General features: G+C 67.6%; 23 protein-coding genes. 14 read left to right on the forward strand and 9 right to left on the reverse strand.

Annotated elements, in window-relative coordinates; genetic code table 11:
- The first annotated feature begins 15 nt into the window (after positions 1-15).
- The gene (locus tag ABDW57_RS02230; protein WP_343728576.1) at positions 16-870 is read left to right on the forward strand and encodes a fumarylacetoacetate hydrolase family protein; all 855 of its coding nucleotides are present in this window, start codon (positions 16-18) and stop codon (positions 868-870) included.
- Here ABDW57_RS02230 and ABDW57_RS02235 read toward each other — a convergent pair.
- Positions 845-2,212 (reverse strand): aspartate aminotransferase family protein, encoded by a 1,368-nt coding sequence (locus ABDW57_RS02235; protein WP_343728577.1) that lies wholly within the window; start codon positions 2,210-2,212, stop codon positions 845-847. The two genes, ABDW57_RS02230 and ABDW57_RS02235, sit on opposite strands and share 26 nt — an antisense overlap.
- 106 nt (positions 2,213-2,318) lie before the next feature.
- On the opposite strand from ABDW57_RS02235, the gene ABDW57_RS02240 reads away from it, so the two are divergent.
- The gene (locus tag ABDW57_RS02240; protein ID WP_343728578.1) at positions 2,319-2,879 is read left to right on the forward strand and encodes a carboxymuconolactone decarboxylase family protein; all 561 of its coding nucleotides are present in this window, start codon (positions 2,319-2,321) and stop codon (positions 2,877-2,879) included.
- An 87-nt stretch (positions 2,880-2,966) separates the two neighbouring features.
- Entirely contained in the window at positions 2,967-3,161 is a 195-nt protein-coding gene (locus ABDW57_RS02245; RefSeq protein WP_343728579.1) for a hypothetical protein, read from the forward strand.
- On the opposite strand, the gene ABDW57_RS02250 is transcribed toward ABDW57_RS02245, so the two are convergent.
- The 4 genes from ABDW57_RS02250 to yjgA all read right to left on the reverse strand — a co-directional run bounded on the left by ABDW57_RS02250 (position 3,158) and on the right by yjgA (position 5,669).
- Positions 3,158-3,649: an FxDxF family PEP-CTERM protein gene (locus ABDW57_RS02250; RefSeq protein WP_343728580.1), complete on the reverse strand. Its 492-nt coding sequence runs from the start codon at positions 3,647-3,649 to the stop codon at positions 3,158-3,160. The two genes, ABDW57_RS02245 and ABDW57_RS02250, sit on opposite strands and share 4 nt — an antisense overlap.
- A 124-nt stretch (positions 3,650-3,773) precedes the next feature.
- Positions 3,774-4,439: an alpha/beta hydrolase gene (locus ABDW57_RS02255; RefSeq protein ID WP_343728581.1), complete on the reverse strand. Its 666-nt coding sequence runs from the start codon at positions 4,437-4,439 to the stop codon at positions 3,774-3,776.
- On the reverse strand, positions 4,436-5,074 hold the full coding sequence (gene mog, locus ABDW57_RS02260) for a molybdopterin adenylyltransferase (protein ID WP_343728582.1): 639 nt from the start codon (positions 5,072-5,074) through the stop codon (positions 4,436-4,438). The genes ABDW57_RS02255 and mog overlap by 4 nt, the downstream gene beginning before the upstream one ends.
- Positions 5,064-5,669, reverse strand: coding sequence for a ribosome biogenesis factor YjgA (gene yjgA, locus ABDW57_RS02265; RefSeq protein ID WP_343728583.1), 606 nt, complete (start codon positions 5,667-5,669; stop codon positions 5,064-5,066). The genes mog and yjgA overlap by 11 nt, the downstream gene beginning before the upstream one ends.
- Before the next feature lie 94 nt (positions 5,670-5,763).
- Here yjgA and pmbA point away from each other — a divergent pair, with 94 nt between their 5' ends.
- Positions 5,764-7,116, forward strand: a complete 1,353-nt coding sequence (gene pmbA, locus ABDW57_RS02270; protein WP_343728584.1) for a metalloprotease PmbA — start codon at positions 5,764-5,766, stop codon at positions 7,114-7,116.
- Here pmbA and ABDW57_RS02275 read toward each other — a convergent pair.
- From ABDW57_RS02275 to ABDW57_RS02285, 3 genes are all read right to left on the reverse strand, one after another.
- Positions 7,113-7,553: a hypothetical protein gene (locus tag ABDW57_RS02275; RefSeq protein ID WP_343728585.1), complete on the reverse strand. Its 441-nt coding sequence runs from the start codon at positions 7,551-7,553 to the stop codon at positions 7,113-7,115. The two genes, pmbA and ABDW57_RS02275, sit on opposite strands and share 4 nt — an antisense overlap.
- 174 nt (positions 7,554-7,727) lie before the next feature.
- A complete protein-coding gene (locus ABDW57_RS02280) occupies positions 7,728-8,834 on the reverse strand; it encodes an alpha/beta hydrolase (protein WP_343728586.1) in 1,107 nt (368 codons plus the stop codon).
- Between the two features lie 93 nt (positions 8,835-8,927).
- Positions 8,928-10,058, reverse strand: a complete 1,131-nt coding sequence (locus ABDW57_RS02285) for a M14-type cytosolic carboxypeptidase (protein WP_343728587.1) — start codon at positions 10,056-10,058, stop codon at positions 8,928-8,930.
- A gap of 174 nt (positions 10,059-10,232) precedes the next feature.
- Here ABDW57_RS02285 and ABDW57_RS02290 point away from each other — a divergent pair, with 174 nt between their 5' ends.
- Positions 10,233-10,484: a DUF4160 domain-containing protein gene (locus tag ABDW57_RS02290; RefSeq protein WP_343728588.1), complete on the forward strand. Its 252-nt coding sequence runs from the start codon at positions 10,233-10,235 to the stop codon at positions 10,482-10,484.
- Entirely contained in the window at positions 10,444-10,698 is a 255-nt protein-coding gene (locus ABDW57_RS02295) for a DUF2442 domain-containing protein (RefSeq protein WP_343728589.1), read from the forward strand. The genes ABDW57_RS02290 and ABDW57_RS02295 overlap by 41 nt, the downstream gene beginning before the upstream one ends.
- On the opposite strand, the gene paaX is transcribed toward ABDW57_RS02295, so the two are convergent.
- The gene (paaX, locus tag ABDW57_RS02300; protein WP_343728590.1) at positions 10,695-11,606 is read right to left on the reverse strand and encodes a phenylacetic acid degradation operon negative regulatory protein PaaX; all 912 of its coding nucleotides are present in this window, start codon (positions 11,604-11,606) and stop codon (positions 10,695-10,697) included. The two genes, ABDW57_RS02295 and paaX, sit on opposite strands and share 4 nt — an antisense overlap.
- 155 nt (positions 11,607-11,761) lie before the next feature.
- Between paaX and paaA the strand changes: the two genes are divergently transcribed.
- The 8 genes from paaA to paaI all read left to right on the forward strand — a co-directional run bounded on the left by paaA (position 11,762) and on the right by paaI (position 18,654).
- The gene (gene paaA / locus ABDW57_RS02305; RefSeq protein WP_343728591.1) at positions 11,762-12,745 is read left to right on the forward strand and encodes a 1,2-phenylacetyl-CoA epoxidase subunit PaaA; all 984 of its coding nucleotides are present in this window, start codon (positions 11,762-11,764) and stop codon (positions 12,743-12,745) included.
- A gap of 70 nt (positions 12,746-12,815) precedes the next feature.
- Positions 12,816-13,100 (forward strand): 1,2-phenylacetyl-CoA epoxidase subunit PaaB, encoded by a 285-nt coding sequence (gene paaB, locus ABDW57_RS02310; RefSeq protein WP_343728592.1) that lies wholly within the window; start codon positions 12,816-12,818, stop codon positions 13,098-13,100.
- An 8-nt stretch (positions 13,101-13,108) separates the two neighbouring features.
- A complete protein-coding gene (gene paaC, locus ABDW57_RS02315; RefSeq protein WP_343728593.1) occupies positions 13,109-13,861 on the forward strand; it encodes a 1,2-phenylacetyl-CoA epoxidase subunit PaaC in 753 nt (250 codons plus the stop codon).
- A gap of 13 nt (positions 13,862-13,874) precedes the next feature.
- Positions 13,875-14,519, forward strand: coding sequence for a 1,2-phenylacetyl-CoA epoxidase subunit PaaD (gene paaD, locus ABDW57_RS02320; protein ID WP_343728594.1), 645 nt, complete (start codon positions 13,875-13,877; stop codon positions 14,517-14,519).
- 7 nt (positions 14,520-14,526) lie between these two features.
- Positions 14,527-15,603, forward strand: a complete 1,077-nt coding sequence (gene paaE, locus ABDW57_RS02325; RefSeq protein WP_343728595.1) for a 1,2-phenylacetyl-CoA epoxidase subunit PaaE — start codon at positions 14,527-14,529, stop codon at positions 15,601-15,603.
- A 13-nt stretch (positions 15,604-15,616) separates the two neighbouring features.
- Positions 15,617-16,417 (forward strand): 2-(1,2-epoxy-1,2-dihydrophenyl)acetyl-CoA isomerase PaaG, encoded by an 801-nt coding sequence (gene paaG, locus ABDW57_RS02330; protein WP_343728596.1) that lies wholly within the window; start codon positions 15,617-15,619, stop codon positions 16,415-16,417.
- Between the two features lies 1 nt (position 16,418).
- Positions 16,419-18,050, forward strand: a complete 1,632-nt coding sequence (locus ABDW57_RS02335) for a 3-hydroxyacyl-CoA dehydrogenase (RefSeq protein ID WP_343728597.1) — start codon at positions 16,419-16,421, stop codon at positions 18,048-18,050.
- 169 nt (positions 18,051-18,219) lie between these two features.
- Entirely contained in the window at positions 18,220-18,654 is a 435-nt protein-coding gene (paaI, locus tag ABDW57_RS02340) for a hydroxyphenylacetyl-CoA thioesterase PaaI (RefSeq protein WP_343729103.1), read from the forward strand.
- Positions 18,655-18,661: the final 7 nt, after the last annotated feature.

The raw sequence follows: 18,661 nt of genomic DNA on the forward strand, positions 1-18,661 counted from the left end.
TAACTGAGGATAAAGATGCGACTCGTACGTTATGGCCGTCCCGGCAAAGAGAAACCAGGCTTGATCGATGAGGAGGGCAAGCTGCGCGACCTGTCCGGCGTGATCGACGATATCGACGCGGCCGCGCTGGCGCCGAAATCGCTGCGCAAGCTGGAGAAGATTGCGCACGCCTCGCTGCCGCTGGTGCGCGGCAATCCGCGCTTTGGCGTGCCGCTGGCGCGCGTGGGCAAGTTCATTTGCATCGGCCTCAATTACTCCGACCACGCGGCGGAAGCCGGCATGGCGGCGCCCAAGGAGCCGATCGTGTTCATGAAGGCGATCAGCGCGCTGAATGGCCCGGATGATCCGATCATGCTGCCGCCCGGCTCGAAGAAAACCGACTGGGAGGTGGAGCTGGGGATTGTGATCGGCGCCCGCGCGCAGTTTGTCAGCGAGGCCGAGGCGCACAAATACATCGCCGGCTACACGGTGGTCAACGATGTGTCGGAGCGCGCCTATCAGCTGGAGCGCGGCGGCACCTGGGACAAGGGCAAGGGCTGCGATACCTTCGGCCCGGTCGGCCCGTGGCTGGTGACGCCGGAGGATATCTACGATGTGCAGGATCTGGACCTGTACCTGGAGCTGAACGGCAAGCGCATGCAGAGCGGGAATACGTCGACCATGATTTTCACGGTGGCGCAGATTGTCAGCTATCTGTCGCGCTTCATGACGCTGGAGCCGGGCGATGTGATTGCCACCGGCACGCCGCCGGGCGTGGGCATGGGCCGCAAGCCGCAGCGCTTCCTGAAGCAGGGCGACACGCTGCGGCTGGGAATCGCCGGCCTGGGCGAGCAGCAGGCCGAGGTCATTGCCTGGCAGGCGAGCAAGTAAGCGCCGCGCAGGCAGGCACGCCAGTCAGCGCGGCGGCCAGCGCGTCCGCCAGGCGGCCGGTGATGTCGGCCAGCTGGGCGTCGCTGACGATGAAGGGCGGCGCCAGCAGCACGTGGTCGCCGCGCTGGCCGTCGATGGTGCCGCCCATGGGGTAGACCATCAGGCCGCGCGCCATGGCTTCCTGCTTGATGCGGGCGTGCAGGCGCAGGGCCGGATCGAACGGCGCCTTGGTGTCGCGGTCGGCCACCAGTTCCAGACCGATTAATAATCCGCGGCCGCGGATGTCGCCCACGTGCGGGTGGTTGCCGAAGGCGTCGCGCAGCAGGCGGCGCAGGGCGGCGCCGCGCACGGTGACGGCGCCCAGCAGGTTGTCGCGCTGGATGACTTGCTGCACCGCCAGCGCGGCGGCGGCGGCCACCGGGTGGCCCATGTAGGTGTGGCCGTGCTGGAAGGCGCCGCTGCCATCGCGCAGGCGCTGCACGACGGGGGCGCGCGCCAGCACGGCGCCGATCGGCTGGTAGCCGGCGCCCAGTCCCTTGCCCAGCACCACCAGGTCGGGCAGCACGCCCTCCTGTTCAAACGCGTACAGCGTGCCGCAGCGGCCCATGCCGCACATGACCTCGTCCAGGATCAGCAGCAGGCCGTACTGGTCGCACAGCCGGCGCACGCCGCGGAAGTAGCCGGGCGTGGGCGGCACGGCGCCGGCGGTGGCGCCGACCACGGTTTCGGCCACGAAGCCGATCACCCGCTCCGGGCCGGCGGCCAGGATGGCGGCTTCCAGTTCCTGCAGCAGGGCGGCGGTGTAGTCGGCGGTGCTCTGGCCGGCGGCGCGCTCGCGGTATTCGTAGCAGGGCGCGACGCGCGGGATGTCGAGCAGCAGCGGCGCGAACGGCGCGCGCCGCCATTCGTTGCCGCCGACCGCCAGCGCGCCGAGGGTGTTGCCGTGGTAGCTCTGGCGGCGGGCGATGAAGGTGGCACGCTGCGGCTGGCCGGCCTCCAGCCAGTACTGGCGCGCCAGCTTGAGTGCGGTTTCCATGGCTTCCGAGCCGCCCGAGACCAGGTAGACGTGATCGAGGTCGCCGGGGGCGTCGGCGGCCAGGCGGGCGGCCAGTTCCTCGGCGGCGGCGCTGGTGAAGAAGGCGGTGTGGGCGTAGGCGTTGCGGTCGATCTGGGCGTGCATGGCGGCCAGCACGGCGGGATGGGCGTGGCCGAGCGAGGAGACGGCGGCGCCGCCGCTGGCGTCCAGGTAGCTGCGGCCGGCGCTGTCGGTGACGGTGAGGCCGGCCGCGTGCACGGCGACGGGCGGCGGGCGCTGCAGGTTGCGATGGATGAGGTGGCTCATGGCGCGTCCTTTCAGGTGGGGGCAGACTGCCGACGATAGCCTGGTTCGGCTTGCGCGCTGTTGATTTATGCCGGAAGATGGCTGAATATTTTTGCCGGGAGGCTGCATGGAAGACCGTTTGGGACCGATCGCGTTTGCCGACATGAGCGCGGCGCAGCAGGTGGCGGCGCAGGCTGTGATCGACGGGCCGCGCGGGGCGCTGTATGGGCCGTTCGTGCCGCTGATCCGCTCGCCGGAGCTGATGGCGGCGGCGCAGCGCATGGGCGAGTACCTGCGCTACCGCTCGGCGATCGGCACGCGGCTGACCGAGCTGGCGATTCTGGTGACGGCGCGCCACTGGAGCCAGCAGGTGGAGTGGGCGATCCATGCGCCGATCGCGCGCGACTATGGCATCGCGGAGGCGGCCATCGCGGCGATCGCGGCGCGTCAGCGGCCGCCGGCGACGGCGCTCCTGGCCGACGAGGCGCTGGTGTACGAGTTCTGCGTGCAGCTGCACCAGCGCCAGCGGGTCGACGATGCCACGTACGCGGCCGCGCTGGCGGCGTTTGGCGAGCACGGGGTGGTGGACCTGATGGGCATCAACGGTTACTACACCTTGCTGGCGATGGTGATGAATGCGGCGCAGACCGCGGTGCCGGCGACGGCGGCGGCGCCGCTGCCGGCATGATGCGCGATTATTTCGCCGGCCTGCAGGCGGCGCTGCCGGCCGGGTTATCTGCAGCATCTGGGCAACGCCAACACGGTGGCCGACGGGGTGGCGCCGAGTTACCGTTTCGGGCTGGAGTGGACGCAGCGCGCTGGCCACGAGGTGGTCTTCCATGGCGGTTGCCTGTGGGGCTTCCACACCCGGATCCTGCGCCTGCCGCAGCAGGCGCTGTCGGTGATCCAGCTGTCCAATAGCGAGCGGGTGGTGCCGGACTGGGAACAGCTGGTGGCGCTGCTGGCTTAGGCGCGGCGGCGGCGCAGGGCCACGCCGACCAGGCCCAGGCCGCCCAGCAGCATGCCGTAGGTGGCTGGTTCAGGGACGGCGCTGATGGTCAGGGTGTAGCTGTCGCTGCCCTGGAACTGGTTGAGGGTGAAGGTGCCCAGCTTGAACACGGGCGCGCTTTCGCTGCCGGTGTACAGCTGCGGGCCGTCGCTGGACAGCAGGATGGTGTCGCCGTAGAAGTCCTCGATCTGCAGGCCGCCGCCGCCGCTGCTGTGGAAGAACACCAGGTCCACCACGTCCAGGGCGGCGCCGGGGAAGTTGCCGCTGACGTCCCACAGGATGAAGCCGTCGCCGGCGCTGTAGATGTCCGGCGCCGGGCTGGCATCGAGCTGCCAGCTGGCGCTGTAGTCGCCGCTCAGGGAGAAGTTGTACAGCGCGGCGTTGGCGGCGCTGGTCCACAGCAGCACGGCGCCGACTGCGATACTGCTCAAGATCTGTTTCAGTTTCATTGGAATATTCCTCTCAATTATCGTCTTGGCAACGCCGCAAGCCAGTCTTGCGGCGTTATCAATATTACACGAACTGAAAAGATATATTCTATTTAATTAGCATATTTTTATTAAAAATATGGCATTAGGCCAGCACGCGCCGGAGCCAGGCGCTGATGTGCTGCACTTCCTCCGGGCAGACCGCGTGTTGCATCGGGTAGTCGTGCCACTCGACCTGGTAGCCCCACTGCAGCAGCAGGTCGCGCGCGGCGGTGGCGCGGGCCAGCGGGATCACCGGGTCCATGCGGCCGTGCGCCATGAACACCGGGGTCTGCCGGCTTTCCGGCGTGTGCTCGGTGGCGGCCTGGGCGGCGATCGGCACATAGCCGGACAGGCACATCAGGCCGGCCAGCGGCTGGCGCTGGCGCAGGCCGGTTTGCAGGGTCATGGCGCAGCCCTGCGAGAAGCCGGCCAGGATGATGCGCTGGTGGGGGATGCCGCGCGCGTTTTCGCGGGCGATCAGGGCTTCCACCCTGAGCTGCGAGGCGCGCAGGCCGGCTTCGTCTTCCTGGCGGCCGAGGTCGGTGGCGACGATGTCGTACCAGGCGCGCATGACGTAGCCGCCGTTGATGGTGACCGGCATGGTGTCGGCGTTGGGGAAGATGAAGCGGATGGGCGGCAGGCCGGCCAGGTCGAGCTCGGGGATCAGGGGCACGAAGTCGTTGGCGTCGGCGCCCAGGCCGTGCATCCAGATCACCGCGACCGTCGGGTTGGCGCCGGTTTCTTTTTCTATCGTGTGCAGCAGGGTCATGCTGGTCCTCGCAGGGCGGATTTGGGGCGGAAGGCCCGGCAGACGGCCGGGTCGGTTTCGATATAGGGGCCGCCGATCAGGTCGATGCAGTAGGGCACGGCGGCAAAGATGCCGCCCACCAGCTGGCGGCCGTCGGCGTCGCGCAGGCCGCCCAGGGTTTCGGCAATGGCTTTGGGCTGGCCGGGCAGGTTGAGGATCAGGGCGGCGTGGCCGGCGCTTTCGCGGATGACGGCGGTCTGGCGCGACAGGATGGCGGTCGGCACGAAGTGCAGGCTGATCTGGCGCATCTGCTCGCCAAAGCCCGGCATTTCCTTGGTGCCAACCGCCAGCGTGGCTTCGGGCGTGACGTCGCGCCGGGCCGGGCCGGTGCCGCCGGTGGTCAGGATCAGGTGGCAGCGGGCGTCGTCGGCCAGCGCGGTCAGGGTGGCTTCGATCTGCGGACGCTCGTCGGCGATCAGGCGGGTTTCGACGTGGAACGGGGTGGTCAGGGCGGCGGCCAGCCAGGCTTGCAGCGCCGGGATGCCCTGGTCGGCGTAGACGCCGCCGCTGGCGCGGTCGGAGATGGAGACCAGGCCGACCCGCAGCGGCGGGTCGGCGGCCGGCGGGGCGGCGGTGGGGACGGTATTACTCGTCATCGGCGTCGCTGTCGTCTTGGTCCGCGCCGGCCTTGGCGGCTTTCTGCCTGTCGGCGTCCAGCTGTTTCAGGATCTGGAAGATTTCGCGGTAGGCCTTGGGCGGCTTGTTCTCGGCCTGTTCCTTGCGGGCGTTGCGGATCAGGGTGCGCAGGTGCTGCACGTCCAGGTGCGGCGCCTCGCTCAGCAGGGCGGTCAGGGCCTGGTCGTCGGCCAGCAGTTTTTCGCGGCGGCGTTCCAGCGCGTGCATGGCGGCGGTTTCGGCCTTGGACGAGCCTTTCCAGCTGTCGATGGCTTTCTGGATCACGGCCACTTCGTCGGCGTCCAGGGTGCGCATTTTCTTGCCGATGAATTGCAGCTGGCGGCGGCGGCCTTCGTGGTTGGTGATGCCCTGGCATTCCAGGATGGCGTCCAGCACGTCTTCCGGCATCGGCACTTTTTTCACGCGGTCGCGCGGGGCGTCGACCAGGGTCTGGCCCATTTTCTGCAGCGCGTCGGACTGGCGCTTCATTTCGGACTTGGAAGGGCGCTCGTATTCATCTTCGAATTCGGCCGAGCTGAAGCCGACGCCGCCACCGCTGCGATTGGGATTTACCATAATATTAACTTTCCTGCGGGCGCAGGGCCGCGCCCTTAAACTTTAAACGACTGCTATGATAACTGTTTTAGCGGCCATCCGAAGAAAACAGCCCATGAGCGATACCCATTTTACCCACACCCAAGACCAGTTAAAGCAGCTCGCACGCGATGTGCTGGGCTATGCGAAAGCCCAGGGCGGCACCGATTGTGCCGTCGAGATCAGCGAGGGCAGCGGCCTGTCGGTGTCGGTGCGCAAGAGCCAGATCGAGACCATCGAACAGAACAAGGACAAGGGCATGGGCGTGACCGTGTTCATCGGCCAGCGGCGCGGCAATGCCTCGACTTCCGATTTTTCGCCGGCGGCCCTGAAGGCCACGGTGGAGGCGGCGTACAACATCGCGCGCTTCACCGCCGATGACGATTGCGCCGGTCTGGCGGACGAGGATCAGCTGGAGATGAACCCGCGCGACCTGCAGCTGTTCTACCCGTGGGACATCTCCACCGAGGAGGCGGTGACGCTGGCCCAGCGTGCCGAGGCGGCCGCGTTTGCGGTCGATCCGCGCGTGACCAATTCGGAAGGCGCGGGCGTGCATGTGCAGCAGTCGCATTTCGTGGCGGCCAATTCGCGCGGCTTCATCGGCGGTTATCCATATTCGCGCCATACGCTGTCGGTGGCGCCGATTGCCGGCAAGGGCAAGCATATGCAGCGCGACGACTGGTATTCGTCGGTGCGCGATGCGGCCAAAATGGCGTCGCCGGAGGCGATCGGGCGCTATGCGGCCGAGCGCGCGCTGGCGCGCCTGAACGCGCGCAGCATCGATACGCGCAGCTGCCCGGTGCTGTTCGAGGCGCCGCTGGCGGCCGGGCTGCTGGGGGCGTTTGTGCAGGCGACGTCCGGCGGGGCGTTGTACCGCAAGTCGACTTTCCTGCTGGATTCGCTGGGCAAGCAGGTGCTGGCCAAGCATGTGCAGATCCATGAAGATCCGCATATCGTCGGCGCGGTCGGGTCGGCGCCGTTTGATGAGGAGGGCGTGCGCACCGTCAAGCGCGATGTGGTCAAGGATGGCGTGGTGCAGGGATATTTCCTGTCGACTTATTCGGCACGCAAGCTGGGCCTGAAGACCACCGGCAATGCGGGCGGTTCGCATAATCTGTCGCTGACGTCGTCGCTGACCAGCGCCGCCGATGATTTTGCGGGGATGTTGCGCAAGATGGGCACCGGTTTGCTGGTCACCGAGCTGATGGGCCAGGGCACCAATTATGTCACCGGCGATTATTCGCGCGGCGCGGCCGGCTACTGGGTGGAGAATGGGGTGATTCAGTATCCGGTGGAGGAGATCACGATTGCCGGCAATATGAAGGACATGCTGGCGCAGATCGTGGCGGTCGGCAATGATGTGCTGGTGCGCGGCACCAAGTCCACCGGCTCGATCCTGATCGAGAATATGGTGGTGGCCGGCGCTTAATCGGTGAGGCGGCGCGCGCGCCGGCGGCGGTTGATGCCGGGGCGCTTGGGCTGCTCGCCGGCAGCGGCGCGCCAGGCGCTGGCTGGCGTCCAGCCTTCGCGGAAGGTGCGGCGGATGCAGATGTCACGCCAGGCGTTGCGCACGCTGCCGCAGACGTCCCGCGCCCATGCGCTGGGCGTGACGATTTTCCCCTCTGCGATCAGCAGGTCGCCTTCCACCTGCGCGAAATAACACATGCCGCGATGGCTGATGCGCAGACTGCTGCCGTGCGGCAGGAACAGGTCTTTCCATTGGTAGCCGTGGTTGGTCGGTTGGCCGTAGTTGCGCGCCATCCACTCCAGCAACGCGATGAGCGTGATTTCTTCTACCGAACGCCGGTCTTCGCGCTTGCGCATCTGGTAATCCAGTTCTGCATAGATACGGTGGGTCTTCTTCATGGTGGTTGCCTATTTTCGCCTATTTATGCCTATCGAATGCCTGCAGTTGTAACAGTTAGACCGCTGCGCTCAGAGGGAAGTTCTGCGAAATGGCCAAAAAAAATAGGCATTCGATAGGCGAAAATAGGCAGAAATAGGCGAGTAGGTGGGGAGAGATACCGTATGCCTGTCGCCTCACTTGCAGAGCTTGCTGGTTGGCTGGCCGCAGGCAATGAGGCGGCCGAGGTCCGGGTTGCTCAGGTAGTCGAGGTGGGCGCGGTCGGGGCGTTCCAGCAGGCCGAGGTAGGTGGGCGCGTTGGAGACCACGATGTTGTAGACCGTGACGCCCAGCCCGGCATAGCGTTCGGGCGGCAGCGTGTAGGACAGCAGATCGTTGGGATCGGTGAACGCCACCACGGTGAGCGGCGCCGGGGCGGCCAGCGTGCGGCGCTGCAGCAGCAGCTGTTGCAGGCTGTCCGGCGCAGCGGTTGCCGCCGCGTGGGCGGGCTGCTGTTCGGCCAGCGACAGCAGGGGAATCTGGTTGGCCGCCATCACCAGCAGGCGCATGCGCTGCACCGCTTGCCGGGCCAGCACGGCCGCCGCCGAACCGGCGGATTCCTGCGTCATGCGCAACAGCGTATCGAACAGGATCTTGCTGCCCATGCTGTGCGCAATTACCACCAGCGGCGCCGCGGGCCGCGCCGCGGCTAACACCTGCAAGACCGCCTCGCGCATGCGCAGCTGCATGGTGTCGCGCGCGGCGCCCTGGTAAATCAAGGCATCCGGCAAACAATCATCAATCAAGCCATCCTTGAAGCGGGCGTTGAGCCGGGCGCGCGTGTACGGATAGGGCGCGGTGCCGGTGCACAGCGGCGATTTGCCGCTCTGGTCGTAGCACAGCTGGCGCTTGAGGTCACTGGTCAGCGGCGACCAGATCAGGGCGTCGAAGCGCAGCCGGCCGGCGGACGTGTCCACCAGCGTGGACACGATCTGCACGGCCGTGCCGGCGAGCGGACTGGGCGCAGTCGCCTCCCGGGCGGTGGCGTCGCGCAAGGCCTGCGTCAGTTGCGGCACCACCACGCCGGCCCAGCTGGCGTCGTGCGTGCAGATGCCGTGCACCAGCAGCACATCGGCCGCCTGCGCACCGGACTGCGCGGCCAGATCAATTAGGCCGGGAAACTGCGCCGGCGGCGCGGCGGGCAGCAGCGGCGGGCGGTAGGGCAGGCTGCACGCGGGCAGCAGCAACAGCAGGGGAAACGTGAGGCGCCGCAGGACGCAGCGCAGAGGAGTACAGGCTGACATGATGGACCTCCAGACGCGGCGCGCCGATGCGCCGCCTGAGGTCCAGTGTATTTTTCCCGGCGGCGCCCGCCTTGTGGCGCCGCAGAGTCCCGCTTATTGCTGCGCCAGCAGCGACTGCAGCACCGGCTGCAGGATCGCCTTGCCCAGCTCGGCCGAGCGGGCGCCGTTCCAGCCGGTGTCCGGGTCCGGATCGTTGGCGTTGTCCTTGAACGGCATCTCCAGCGTCAGCGACAGGCAGCCGAAGGCGTGGGTGATGTGCGGCGAGCCCATGGTCAGCGTCTCTTCCGTGTACGGCGTTTCGCCGTAGCCGAATTCATCCTGGAAGTCCGGGCTGGCGATCAGGAAATTATCGATGAAGTATTGCTGCGCTTCGGCCTGATCGGGCGTGAAGTCGGGCAGCGATTCGCTGCCGGCCACGAACACATACGGCAAGCCCTCGTCGCCGTGGATGTCCAGGCACAGGTCGACGCCCACTTCGTGCATCTTCTGCTTGACCAGGAACACTTCCGGGCTGCGCTCCATGGTCGGGTTCAGCCATTCGCGGTTGAGGTTGGCGCCGGCGGCGTTGGTGCGCAGGTTGCCGCGCACCGAGCCGTCCGGGTTCATGTTCGGCACCACGTAGAACACGGCTTCCTTCAGGCACTGGCGGCCGAACGGGTTGGCCGGGTCGAGCAGGGCTTCCACCATGCCTTCCACAAACCATTCCGCCATGGTCTCGCCGGGGTGCTGGCGGGCGATGACCCACACCTTCTGTGCCGCTTCGGGATCGCCGATCACCAGCAGGTTGAGGTCGCGGCCATCCACGGTGTTGCCCAGATCGACCAGCTGGACCAGCGGCGACAGCTGGGCGTTGTCCAGCAGCTGCAGGTGGCGCTCCCACGAATACGGCTCGAAGTAGGCGTAGTACACGCTGTCGTACTCGGGCGTGTGCTGGATGGTCATGGTCTGGCCGTCATAGGTGGTCGGCACGCGGAACCAGCTGTCGCGGTCGTAGCTGGCCACGGCCTGATAGTCTTTCCAGCCGTCCGGGTAGGCGGCGCTGCCGGCGTTGAGGAAGTTCATGGTCAGCGGCGTGCCCTGCGCGCCCTGCACGCGGTAGTAAAACCACTGGACGATGTCGGCGTGGGAATCCTTGCGGATGTTCAGGTCGATGGCGGCCGGGTCGTCGGCGCGTACCACCTCGATGGCGCCGGCGTCGAACTGCTGGCTGATTTTGATAGGCATGGCGGAATCCTGGTGAATTCTATGGGGAAAGTGGGTCGCGCTTGTGGCGCGGAGCCGACATGATACAGGCTGGCGCGCCGGTCCGCGCGGATTTCCGATTTGCCTGCGCCAGCGCAAGGCGTGGTTTGCGCTCGCCGTCAGACTGATGCTTCCGTTAATGGGAGTAGAATCGCCATGGCGCCGACCGTGCACCGCGTGGGCAGCTTCCGCTACTTTTTTTATTCGCGCGAGGAAACTCGCATGCATATTCACGTGTCTCACCCAGACAGCGAGGCCAGATTCTGGCTGCAGCCGGAGGTCAGCCTTGCCGAAAACCGCGGCTTGTCGCCGCGCCAGTTGCGCACCGCCGAGCGCTTTGTAAAGGATCCTCATTTGGAGTTGCAAAATGCATGGCGCGCGTTTTTCGCATCCGGTCGGACTCCTTGAGGTGACGGCGCACGGCTTCTGGATCGACCTTGGCAACGAGCGGCTGTATGCTGCCTACACGGACTTTCCCTGGTTTGCCGGCGCCAACGCTGAGCAGCTTGGCGACGTGCAACGTCCCAGCGCCGGCCACCTGTACTGGCCGGCGCTGGACATCGACTTGTCGGTGGCGTCGTTGCGCGATCCAGCGGCATATCCCCTGATCGCGAACACTTAGCTGAGGCCGCCGAAGCGGTCGAAGAAGGCCGCTTCGGCGGCCGGGGCGGCGGCGTCCTCGCGGCGCAGGGCGGCCTCGATGTGCTGCTCGGCGGCGGCGTACACGCGCAGATAGATGGCGCGCGCCAGCTCATAGGCCAGCGCCCCCGGCCACGGCGTCGGCAGCAGCTCGACCGGCAGCTGCGGGTCGTGCAGCTGCACCCGGCGGTAGGCGTGGATCAGCAGGGTGCGCACCACAAACGCCGGTTCCGGCGGCAGCGGCTGGGCGCAGGCCGCCAGCAGCGGCTGGCACTGGGCCAGGAACTGGTTGTAGCCGGCCGCCACGCCCGCCACATCCCAGCCCTCGGCCACCAGATCACTGAGCGGGCGGGCGCTGACCTGGCGCATCGACTTGCCTTGCACCACAAACAGTTTGCCGGCCACGCCCAGCCGCTTCAGCAGCTCGTCCAGCGCCGGGCCGTCGGCGGCCGGATGGCCCATGATGCCGGGCGCGATCACGCTATAGCCTTCCCACAGCAATTCCTTGCGCACCGCCGCGCGCTCGGCGGCGTTGAGCGCGCCGTCGCCGTTCAGCACCAGGGTCCAGCTGCCGTCCCAGTGCACATTCGGCGGCGCGTAGATGCGGCGGTAGGCGTGCACGAAGCGCGCCATGGCCTCCGGCGTGATGGCGTACGACGCGCGGCGGCCGTCGCGCTGGGCGCCCAGCCAGCCCTCCTGCGCCAGCCGGAACACCGAGGTGCGCAGCAGGCGGTCGTTGACGCCGAACGGCGCCAGCAGTTCGATCAGGCTGCCCAGCCACACCATGCCGCCGTGCGGCACGATGGCATCGCCAAAAATGGTCACCACCAGCGACTTCGAGCGCGGCGGGTCAGTGGCCAGGAAGCCGGCGATCCAATCGTTGCAATTCATAGACAGTTGATTAAGCTGGACAAGAAACGCTAGTTTACTTGCCCCGCGCGCCGGGCAGCAAAAAATTAACATGATGCATGATTTTAATATGACACAAAATAATCGTAGCTAAAATAAAATCCGTATCGTATGATGTGCCGAAGGAGGAGACAGCCATGTACGCACAACTGGTGGAGACCGGCCTCAAGCAAGTCCGCACGGCCGCCGACATGGGCCCGGACGAGCAGGCCTTCCAGGCCCGCATCGACGCCGGCGTCCGCATCGAGGCCAAGGACTGGATGCCGGAGGCTTACCGCAAGACGCTGATACGCCAGATCTCGCAGCACGCGCACTCGGAAATCGTCGGCCAGCTGCCGGAGGGCAACTGGGTGACGCGCGCGCCGACCCTGCAGCGCAAGGCCATCCTGCTGGCCAAGATCCAGGACGAGGCCGGCCATGGCCTGTACCTGTACAGCGCCGCCGAGACGCTGGGGGTGTCGCGCGACGAGCTGCTGGCCGCCCTGCACAGCGGCAAGGCCAAGTACTCCAGCATCTTCAACTACCCGACCCTGAGCTGGGCCGACATCGGCGCGATCGGCTGGCTGGTGGACGGCGCGGCCATCATCAACCAGATCCCGTTGTGCCGCTGCTCCTACGGCCCGTACGCGCGCGCCATGATCCGGGTGTGCAAGGAAGAGTCGTTCCACGCGCGCCAGGGCTATGACATCATGCTGGCGCTGTGCCGCGGCACGCCGGCGCAAAAAGCCATGGCGCAGGATGCGCTGAACCGCTGGTGGTGGCCGTCGCTGATGATGTTCGGCCCCTCGGACGCCGAGTCGGTCAACAGCGCCCAGTCGAGTCAGTGGCGCATCAAGCTGTTCTCCAACGACGAGCTGCGCCAGCGCATGGTCGACCAGACCGTGCCGCAGGCGGAATACCTCGGCCTGACCATCCCCGACCCCGCTCTGCGCTGGAACGCGGAGACCGGCCACTATGACTTCGGCGCTATTGACTGGGCCGAGTTCCACAACGTCCTCAAGGGCAACGGCCCGTGCAACCGCGAGCGCCTGCAGACGCGCGTCCAGGCCTGGGAAGACGGCGCCTGGTTCCGCGACGCGCTGGTGGCGCATGCCGACAAACACCAGGAGCGCGCCGCCTGAGGTCAGACGGCGCAGGCGCGCCACATTCAGCATGGCTTCCCGCCTGCGCGGGAATGACGAGGAGACAGCAATGAGCAAGGAATGGCCCCTGTGGGAAATCTTCATCCGCAGCCAGCACGGGCTGGCGCACAAGCATGTCGGCAGCCTGCATGCGCCGGATGCCGGGATGGCGCTCAACAACGCGCGCGACGTCTACACCCGGCGCAACGAGGGCGTCAGCATCTGGGTGGTGCGGGCCGCCGACATTGTCGCCAGCAGCCCGTCCGACAAGGGCGCGCTGTTCGAGCCGGCCAACAGCAAGGTATACCGCCACCCGACCTTCTTCCCGATGCCGGAAGAAGTCAAGAACCTGTAAGGCGCGCCATGGACAACAAGGTCAATTACCTGCTGCGGCTGGGCGACAACACCCTGATCCTGAGCCAGCAGTTGTCGCAGTGGTGCGGCAAGGGGCCGGCGCTGGAGGAAGACATGGCGCTGACCAATGTCGCGCTCGACCTGCTGGGGCAGACGCGCATGTGGTACGAGTATGCGGCCGAGCTGGAAGGCGCGGGGCGCGACGAGGATGCGCTGGCCTATCTGCGCGACGCGCACGAGTTCAGGAACTGCCTGCTGCTGGAGCAGCCGAACGGCAATTATGCCGACACGCTGGTGCGGCAGTTCTACTTCGATGCCTGGCACTACTTCCTGATCGACGGCCTGACGCGCAGCAGCGACGCGCGCATCGGCGCGATTGCCGGGAAGTCGCTCAAGGAAGTGACCTACCACCTGCGCCGCAGCGGCGACCTGATCGTGCGGCTGGGCGACGGCACGGACGTCAGCCACGCCAGGACCCAGGCCGCGGTGGATGCGCTGTGGATGTACAGCGGCGAAGTGTTCGCCTACGACGCGGTCGATGAGGCCATGGTGGCGGCCGGCGTGGCGCCGGCCGCCGGGACGCTGCGCGCGCAATGGCTGGCGCACGTGAGCGAAGTGCTGGCCGAGGCCACGCTGAGCATGCCGCCGGCCGACGCCTGGATGCAGGGCGGCGGCAAGCAGGGGCGCCACACCGAGCATCTGGGCTACCTGCTGGCCGAGATGCAGTTCCTCCAGCGCGCCTACCCGGGCGCGACGTGGTAACGGCGCGCCAGCCATGAACGCCGCCACCGTCGCCCCGGCGCAGGCCGGGGCCCATGCCGAGCAAATCCGGGCCTGGCTGCGCGCAGTGCCCGACCCCGAAATCCCGGTTCTCAGCATCGTCGACCTCGGCATCGTGCGCGAGGTGCGCGTGGCCGCCGACGGCGCCTGCGACGTCACCATCACCCCGACCTACTCCGGCTGCCCGGCCATGCAAGTGATTGCCGCCGCCATCACCGACGCCCTGCACGCGCACGGCGTGGCCACAGTCCGCCTGCACAAGCAGCTGTCGCCGGCCTGGACCACCGACTGGATGAGCGACGCCGGCAAGGCCGCCCTGCGCGACTACGGCATCGCCCCGCCGGCGCAGCAGGTGATCGACATCAGCGGCTTGCGCAGGGGCACCGCACAGCACGACGCGCCGGCCGACGCCGCAACCAGCGGCGCGGCCGCGCGCGGCGGGCCGGCGACGGCAGACGCGCCCCAAACCGCACTGGCCGCGGTTTCGCGCCGCGCCGCGCCGGCCGCGCCGCGCGTCGCCTGCCCGCATTGCGGCTCCACGCACACCGCCATCACCAGCCAGTTCGGCTCCACGCCCTGCAAAGCGCTCTACAAATGCCTGGACTGCCGCGAGCCGTTCGACTACTTCAAGTGCCACTAAACCGATCATGAGCAAATTCCACCCGCTGACCATCGCCAACGTGCGCAACGAAACCCGCGACACCATCGCCGTCACCTTTGCCGTACCGCCGGCGCTGCGCGACAGCTTCCGCTTCCAGCAAGGCCAGCACCTCACCCTGCGCGCCCAGATTGGCGACCAGGACGTGCGCCGCTCCTACTCGATCTGCTCGGCCGTGCAGGATGGCGCGCTGCGCGTGGCCATCAAGCGCGCGCCGGGCGGGCTGTTCTCCAGCTGGGCCAACGACACCCTGCAGGCCGGCCAGACGCTGGAGGTGATGCCGCCCATGGGCCACTTCAACGTGCCGCTGGACGCCGCCCACCGCAAACACTACCTGGCCTTCGCCGCCGGCAGCGGCATCACGCCCATCCTGTCGATCATCAAGACCACGCTGGCGGCCGAGCCGCACAGCCGCTTCACACTGTTTTACGGCAACCGCGCCTCGTCCTCGGTGATCTTCAAGGAAGAACTGTCGGACCTGAAGGACAGCTACCTCGACCGCCTGAAAATCGCCTACGTCATGAGCCGCGAGCAGCAGGACATTGAACTGTTCAACGGCCGCATCACCAAGGACAAGGCCGCGCAGTTCCTGCGCCACTGGGTGCGCGCGGACGACATCGACGTCGCCTTCATCTGCGGGCCGGAAGACATGATGCTGGGCGTGTCCGAGGCGCTGCAGGAAGCCGGCATGCCGAAGGCGAACATCAAGATCGAACTGTTCGCCGCCAGCATCCCCAGGCAGGCGCACCAGCCGCGGCCAGCCGCCAGCGCCGCCCACCAGCACACCGAAGTCACCGTCATCATGGACGGCAACGCCGCCAGCTTCAGCATGGAGCAGGACAAGGAATCGCTGCTGGACGCCGGCCTGCGCGCGGGCCTCGACATGCGCTACTCGTGCAAGGGGGGCGTATGCTCGACCTGCCGCTGCAAAGTCATCGAGGGCAAGGTCGATATGGACGTCAACTACGCCCTGGAAGACTACGAAATCGCGCGCGGCTACGTGTTGAGCTGCCAGAGCTTCCCCACCACCGCCAAAGTCGTCATCGACTTCGATCAGGCGGAATAAAACGGAGACCCCCATGGACTACCAGAACATCCTGTTCGACCTGCGCGACGGCGTCGCCACGCTGACCCTCAACCGCCCGGACAAATTGAACAGCTTCACGCAAGCCATGCACGACGAAGTGCGCCACGCGCTGCGCCGCACGGCCGCCGCGGCCGGCGACGGCAGCGCGCGCGTGCTGGTGCTCACCGGCGCCGGCCGCGGCTTCTGCGCCGGCCAGGATTTGTCGGACCGCGCGGTGGAGCCGGGCGCGCGCGCCCCCGACCTGGGCGATTCGGTGGAAAAGAACTACGCGCCGCTGGTGCAGGCGCTGCGCGCGCTGCCGCTGCCGGTGATCGGCGCCGTCAACGGCGTGGCGGCCGGCGCCGGCGCCAACATCGCGCTGGCATGCGATATCGTGCTGGCCGCGCACTCGGCCAGCTTTGTCGAAGTGTTCTGCAAACTGGGCCTGATCCCCGACACCGGCGGCACCTACTTCCTGCCGCGCCTGATCGGCAGCGCGCGCGCCATGGGACTGGCCATGACCGGCGAAAAACTCAGCGCCGAAAAGGCCGAAGCCTGGGGCCTGATCTGGCGCGCGATACCCGACGCCGATTTCGCCGCCGAGGTGCAGGCCATGGCGCGCCACTTCGCCAGCGCGCCGACCAAAGGTCTGGCCTTCACCAAGCAGGCCATGCACGCCAGCAGCCACAATAGCCTGCAACAGCAGCTGGCGCTGGAATGCGGCATGATGAGCGAACTGGGCCGCAGCGACGATTACCGCGAGGGCGTGGCAGCCTTCATGGAAAAGCGCGCACCACAGTTCAAGGGGCGCTGAGATGGCGGCCCTGGATGCGGGACGCACCGTCGCCGTGATCGGCAGCGGCGCCATGGGCGCGGGCATCGCGCAGGTGGCGGCGGTGGCCGGCTACACGGTGCGCTTGTACGACACGCGGCCGGAGGCGGTGGATAAGGCGATTGCCGGCATCGCGGCCGCGCTGGACAAGCTGGTCGCCAAAGAGCGCATGCGTGCCGCCGACTGCACGGCCGCCATCGCGCGCCTGCATGCGGCGGCCACGCTGGCGGACGTGGCGGATGCCGGCATGGTGGTGGAGGCCATCGTGGAAGACCTCGCGGCCAAGCGCACCCTGTTCGCGCAGCTTGAGGACATCGTCGCCGGCGACTGCATCCTGGCGACCAACACCTCGTCGATTTCCGTCACCGCGATCGCGGCCGGTCTGCGGCTGCCGGGGCGGGTGGCGGGCATGCACTTCTTCAATCCGGTGCCGCTGATGGCGCTGTGCGAAGTGGTCAGCGGGCTGGCCACCGAGGCCGGCGTGGCGCAGGCGGTGTTCGACACGGCGGCGGCGTGGGGCAAGAGCCCGGTGCATGCGCGCTCGACGCCGGGCTTCATCGTCAACCGTCTGGCGCGGCCGTTCTATGCCGAGGGCTGGCGCCTGCTGAGCGAGCAGGCCGCCGATGCGGCCACCATCGACGCGGTGATGCGCGAGGCCGGCGGCTTCCGCATGGGGCCTTTCGAGTTGATGGACCTGATCGGGCATGACGTCAACTTCGCGGTCACGCAATCAGTGTTCAACGCCTATTTTGGCGATCCGCGCTTCACGCCGTCGGTGCTGCAGCAGGAGATGGTCAACGCCGGCTTCCTCGGTCGCAAGGCGGGGCGTGGCTGCTACCAGTACGGCGACAATGGCACCGCGATGGCAGCCGCGCCAGCCGCGGTCGCGGACGGGGCGGGGGGGCGGCATGCCGCTGCCTGGGTCGCGGCGGAGGCGCCGCAGCCGAAGCCGGAATATGTGAGCTACACCATCGAGCGGGGCGCGGCCCATGCGGTGGGCGGCGCGGTGGTCGATGCGCTGGCGAACCGTCTGCGCGCGGCGGGCATCGAGATCGCGCAGCGCAAGATGCCGGAGACGATACGTCACACTGGCGCGCATGACGATGCGCCGGCCTTCCACTGCAATGGCGCCGCCATCTACCTCACCGACGGCCGCAGCGCCACGCAGCGCGCGCGCGACAACCAGCATCCGGATACGGTGTTGTTCGATCTCGCGCTGGATTACGGCAGCGCCAGGCGCGTGGCCGTCGCGTGCGCCGACCAGTGCGCGCCGTCGGCCTACAACGCGGTGGTGGGGCTGCTGCAGGCGGCCGGCTTCATTGTCACGCGGCTGGATGACGTGCCTGGCATGGCGGTGATGCGCACGGTTGCCATGCTGGCCAACGAGGCGGCCGATGCGGTGAATCAGGGCGTGTGCAGCGCGGCCGCTGCCGACACCGCGATGCAGAAAGGCGTCAACTACCCGCGCGGCCCGCTGGCGTGGGCGGACGCCATCGGCATCGGGCAGATCGTGCGCGTGCTGGCCAATCTGGCCGCCAGCTACGGCGAGGACCGTTACCGCCTGTCGCCGCTGCTGCGCCGCAGGCACGCCAGCGGAGGGCGCTTCCATGACTAAGCTGAACGACACCAGCGTCGCCGCCCCGCCGCCCGCTGCGGCCACCGCGCGGGCATTGCCCGCGACTGCGCCGGCCCACGCCTCCGATGTGGCCCGCGCCGACGCAGCCCGCGCCGATGCGTCTGCGCTGCCGTTCCACCGCGCCGCGCCGCCGGGCGGGACGGGCGCTGTGGCGGCGGGCGGCGAGGACGCGCAAGCGCTGGCTGAGGCGGTGGCGGCGGCGATGTTTGCGCGCGATCCTGCTTCGCAGGCGCTGGGCATGACCATCGACGCCATCGCTCCCGGTTACGCGCGTATGTCGATGCCGATCCGCGCCGACATGCTGAACGGCCACCAGACCTGCCACGGCGGCTTTATCTTCACACTGGCCGACAGCGCCTTCGCCTTCGCCTGTAACAGCTACAACCTCACCACCGTGGGCGCCGGCTGCACCATCGACTACCTGGCGCCGGTCCGCGAGGGCGATCTGCTGACCGCCACCGCCAGCGAACAGGCGCTGGCCGGCAAGAGCGGCATTTACGACGTCAAAGTTACCAATCAGGACGGCCGCACCATCGCCCTGTTCCGCGGCAAATCGCACCGCGTCAACGGCGTAGTCATTTAAAGGAGAC

This window comes from Duganella sp. (assembly GCF_039595735.1).
Lineage (GTDB): Bacteria > Pseudomonadota > Gammaproteobacteria > Burkholderiales > Burkholderiaceae_D > Rugamonas.

What these genes read in the sequence shown, in the direction of transcription:
- ABDW57_RS02255 (WP_343728581.1), bottom strand. Translation starts at nt 4,439, where the DNA reads ATGACCCTGCTGCACACGATAGAAAAAGAAACCGGCGCCAACCCGACG.
- ABDW57_RS02275 (WP_343728585.1), bottom strand. Translation starts at nt 7,553, where the DNA reads ATGAAGAAGACCCACCGTATCTATGCAGAACTGGATTACCAGATGCGC.
- ABDW57_RS02280 (WP_343728586.1), bottom strand. Translation starts at nt 8,834, where the DNA reads ATGTCAGCCTGTACTCCTCTGCGCTGCGTCCTGCGGCGCCTCACGTTT.
- paaB (WP_343728592.1), top strand. Translation starts at nt 12,816, where the DNA reads ATGAGCAAGGAATGGCCCCTGTGGGAAATCTTCATCCGCAGCCAGCAC.
- ABDW57_RS02285 (WP_343728587.1), bottom strand. Translation starts at nt 10,058, where the DNA reads ATGCCTATCAAAATCAGCCAGCAGTTCGACGCCGGCGCCATCGAGGTG.
- ABDW57_RS02295 (WP_343728589.1), top strand. Translation starts at nt 10,444, where the DNA reads ATGCATGGCGCGCGTTTTTCGCATCCGGTCGGACTCCTTGAGGTGACG.
- ABDW57_RS02235 (WP_343728577.1), bottom strand. Translation starts at nt 2,212, where the DNA reads ATGAGCCACCTCATCCATCGCAACCTGCAGCGCCCGCCGCCCGTCGCC.
- ABDW57_RS02250 (WP_343728580.1), bottom strand. Translation starts at nt 3,649, where the DNA reads ATGAAACTGAAACAGATCTTGAGCAGTATCGCAGTCGGCGCCGTGCTG.
- ABDW57_RS02230 (WP_343728576.1), top strand. Translation starts at nt 16, where the DNA reads ATGCGACTCGTACGTTATGGCCGTCCCGGCAAAGAGAAACCAGGCTTG.
- yjgA (WP_343728583.1), bottom strand. Translation starts at nt 5,669, where the DNA reads ATGGTAAATCCCAATCGCAGCGGTGGCGGCGTCGGCTTCAGCTCGGCC.
- paaE (WP_343728595.1), top strand. Translation starts at nt 14,527, where the DNA reads ATGAGCAAATTCCACCCGCTGACCATCGCCAACGTGCGCAACGAAACC.
- paaA (WP_343728591.1), top strand. Translation starts at nt 11,762, where the DNA reads ATGTACGCACAACTGGTGGAGACCGGCCTCAAGCAAGTCCGCACGGCC.
- ABDW57_RS02240 (WP_343728578.1), top strand. Translation starts at nt 2,319, where the DNA reads ATGGAAGACCGTTTGGGACCGATCGCGTTTGCCGACATGAGCGCGGCG.
- paaD (WP_343728594.1), top strand. Translation starts at nt 13,875, where the DNA reads ATGAACGCCGCCACCGTCGCCCCGGCGCAGGCCGGGGCCCATGCCGAG.
- paaG (WP_343728596.1), top strand. Translation starts at nt 15,617, where the DNA reads ATGGACTACCAGAACATCCTGTTCGACCTGCGCGACGGCGTCGCCACG.
- ABDW57_RS02335 (WP_343728597.1), top strand. Translation starts at nt 16,419, where the DNA reads ATGGCGGCCCTGGATGCGGGACGCACCGTCGCCGTGATCGGCAGCGGC.
- ABDW57_RS02290 (WP_343728588.1), top strand. Translation starts at nt 10,233, where the DNA reads ATGGCGCCGACCGTGCACCGCGTGGGCAGCTTCCGCTACTTTTTTTAT.
- pmbA (WP_343728584.1), top strand. Translation starts at nt 5,764, where the DNA reads ATGAGCGATACCCATTTTACCCACACCCAAGACCAGTTAAAGCAGCTC.
- paaX (WP_343728590.1), bottom strand. Translation starts at nt 11,606, where the DNA reads ATGAATTGCAACGATTGGATCGCCGGCTTCCTGGCCACTGACCCGCCG.
- paaC (WP_343728593.1), top strand. Translation starts at nt 13,109, where the DNA reads ATGGACAACAAGGTCAATTACCTGCTGCGGCTGGGCGACAACACCCTG.
- mog (WP_343728582.1), bottom strand. Translation starts at nt 5,074, where the DNA reads ATGACGAGTAATACCGTCCCCACCGCCGCCCCGCCGGCCGCCGACCCG.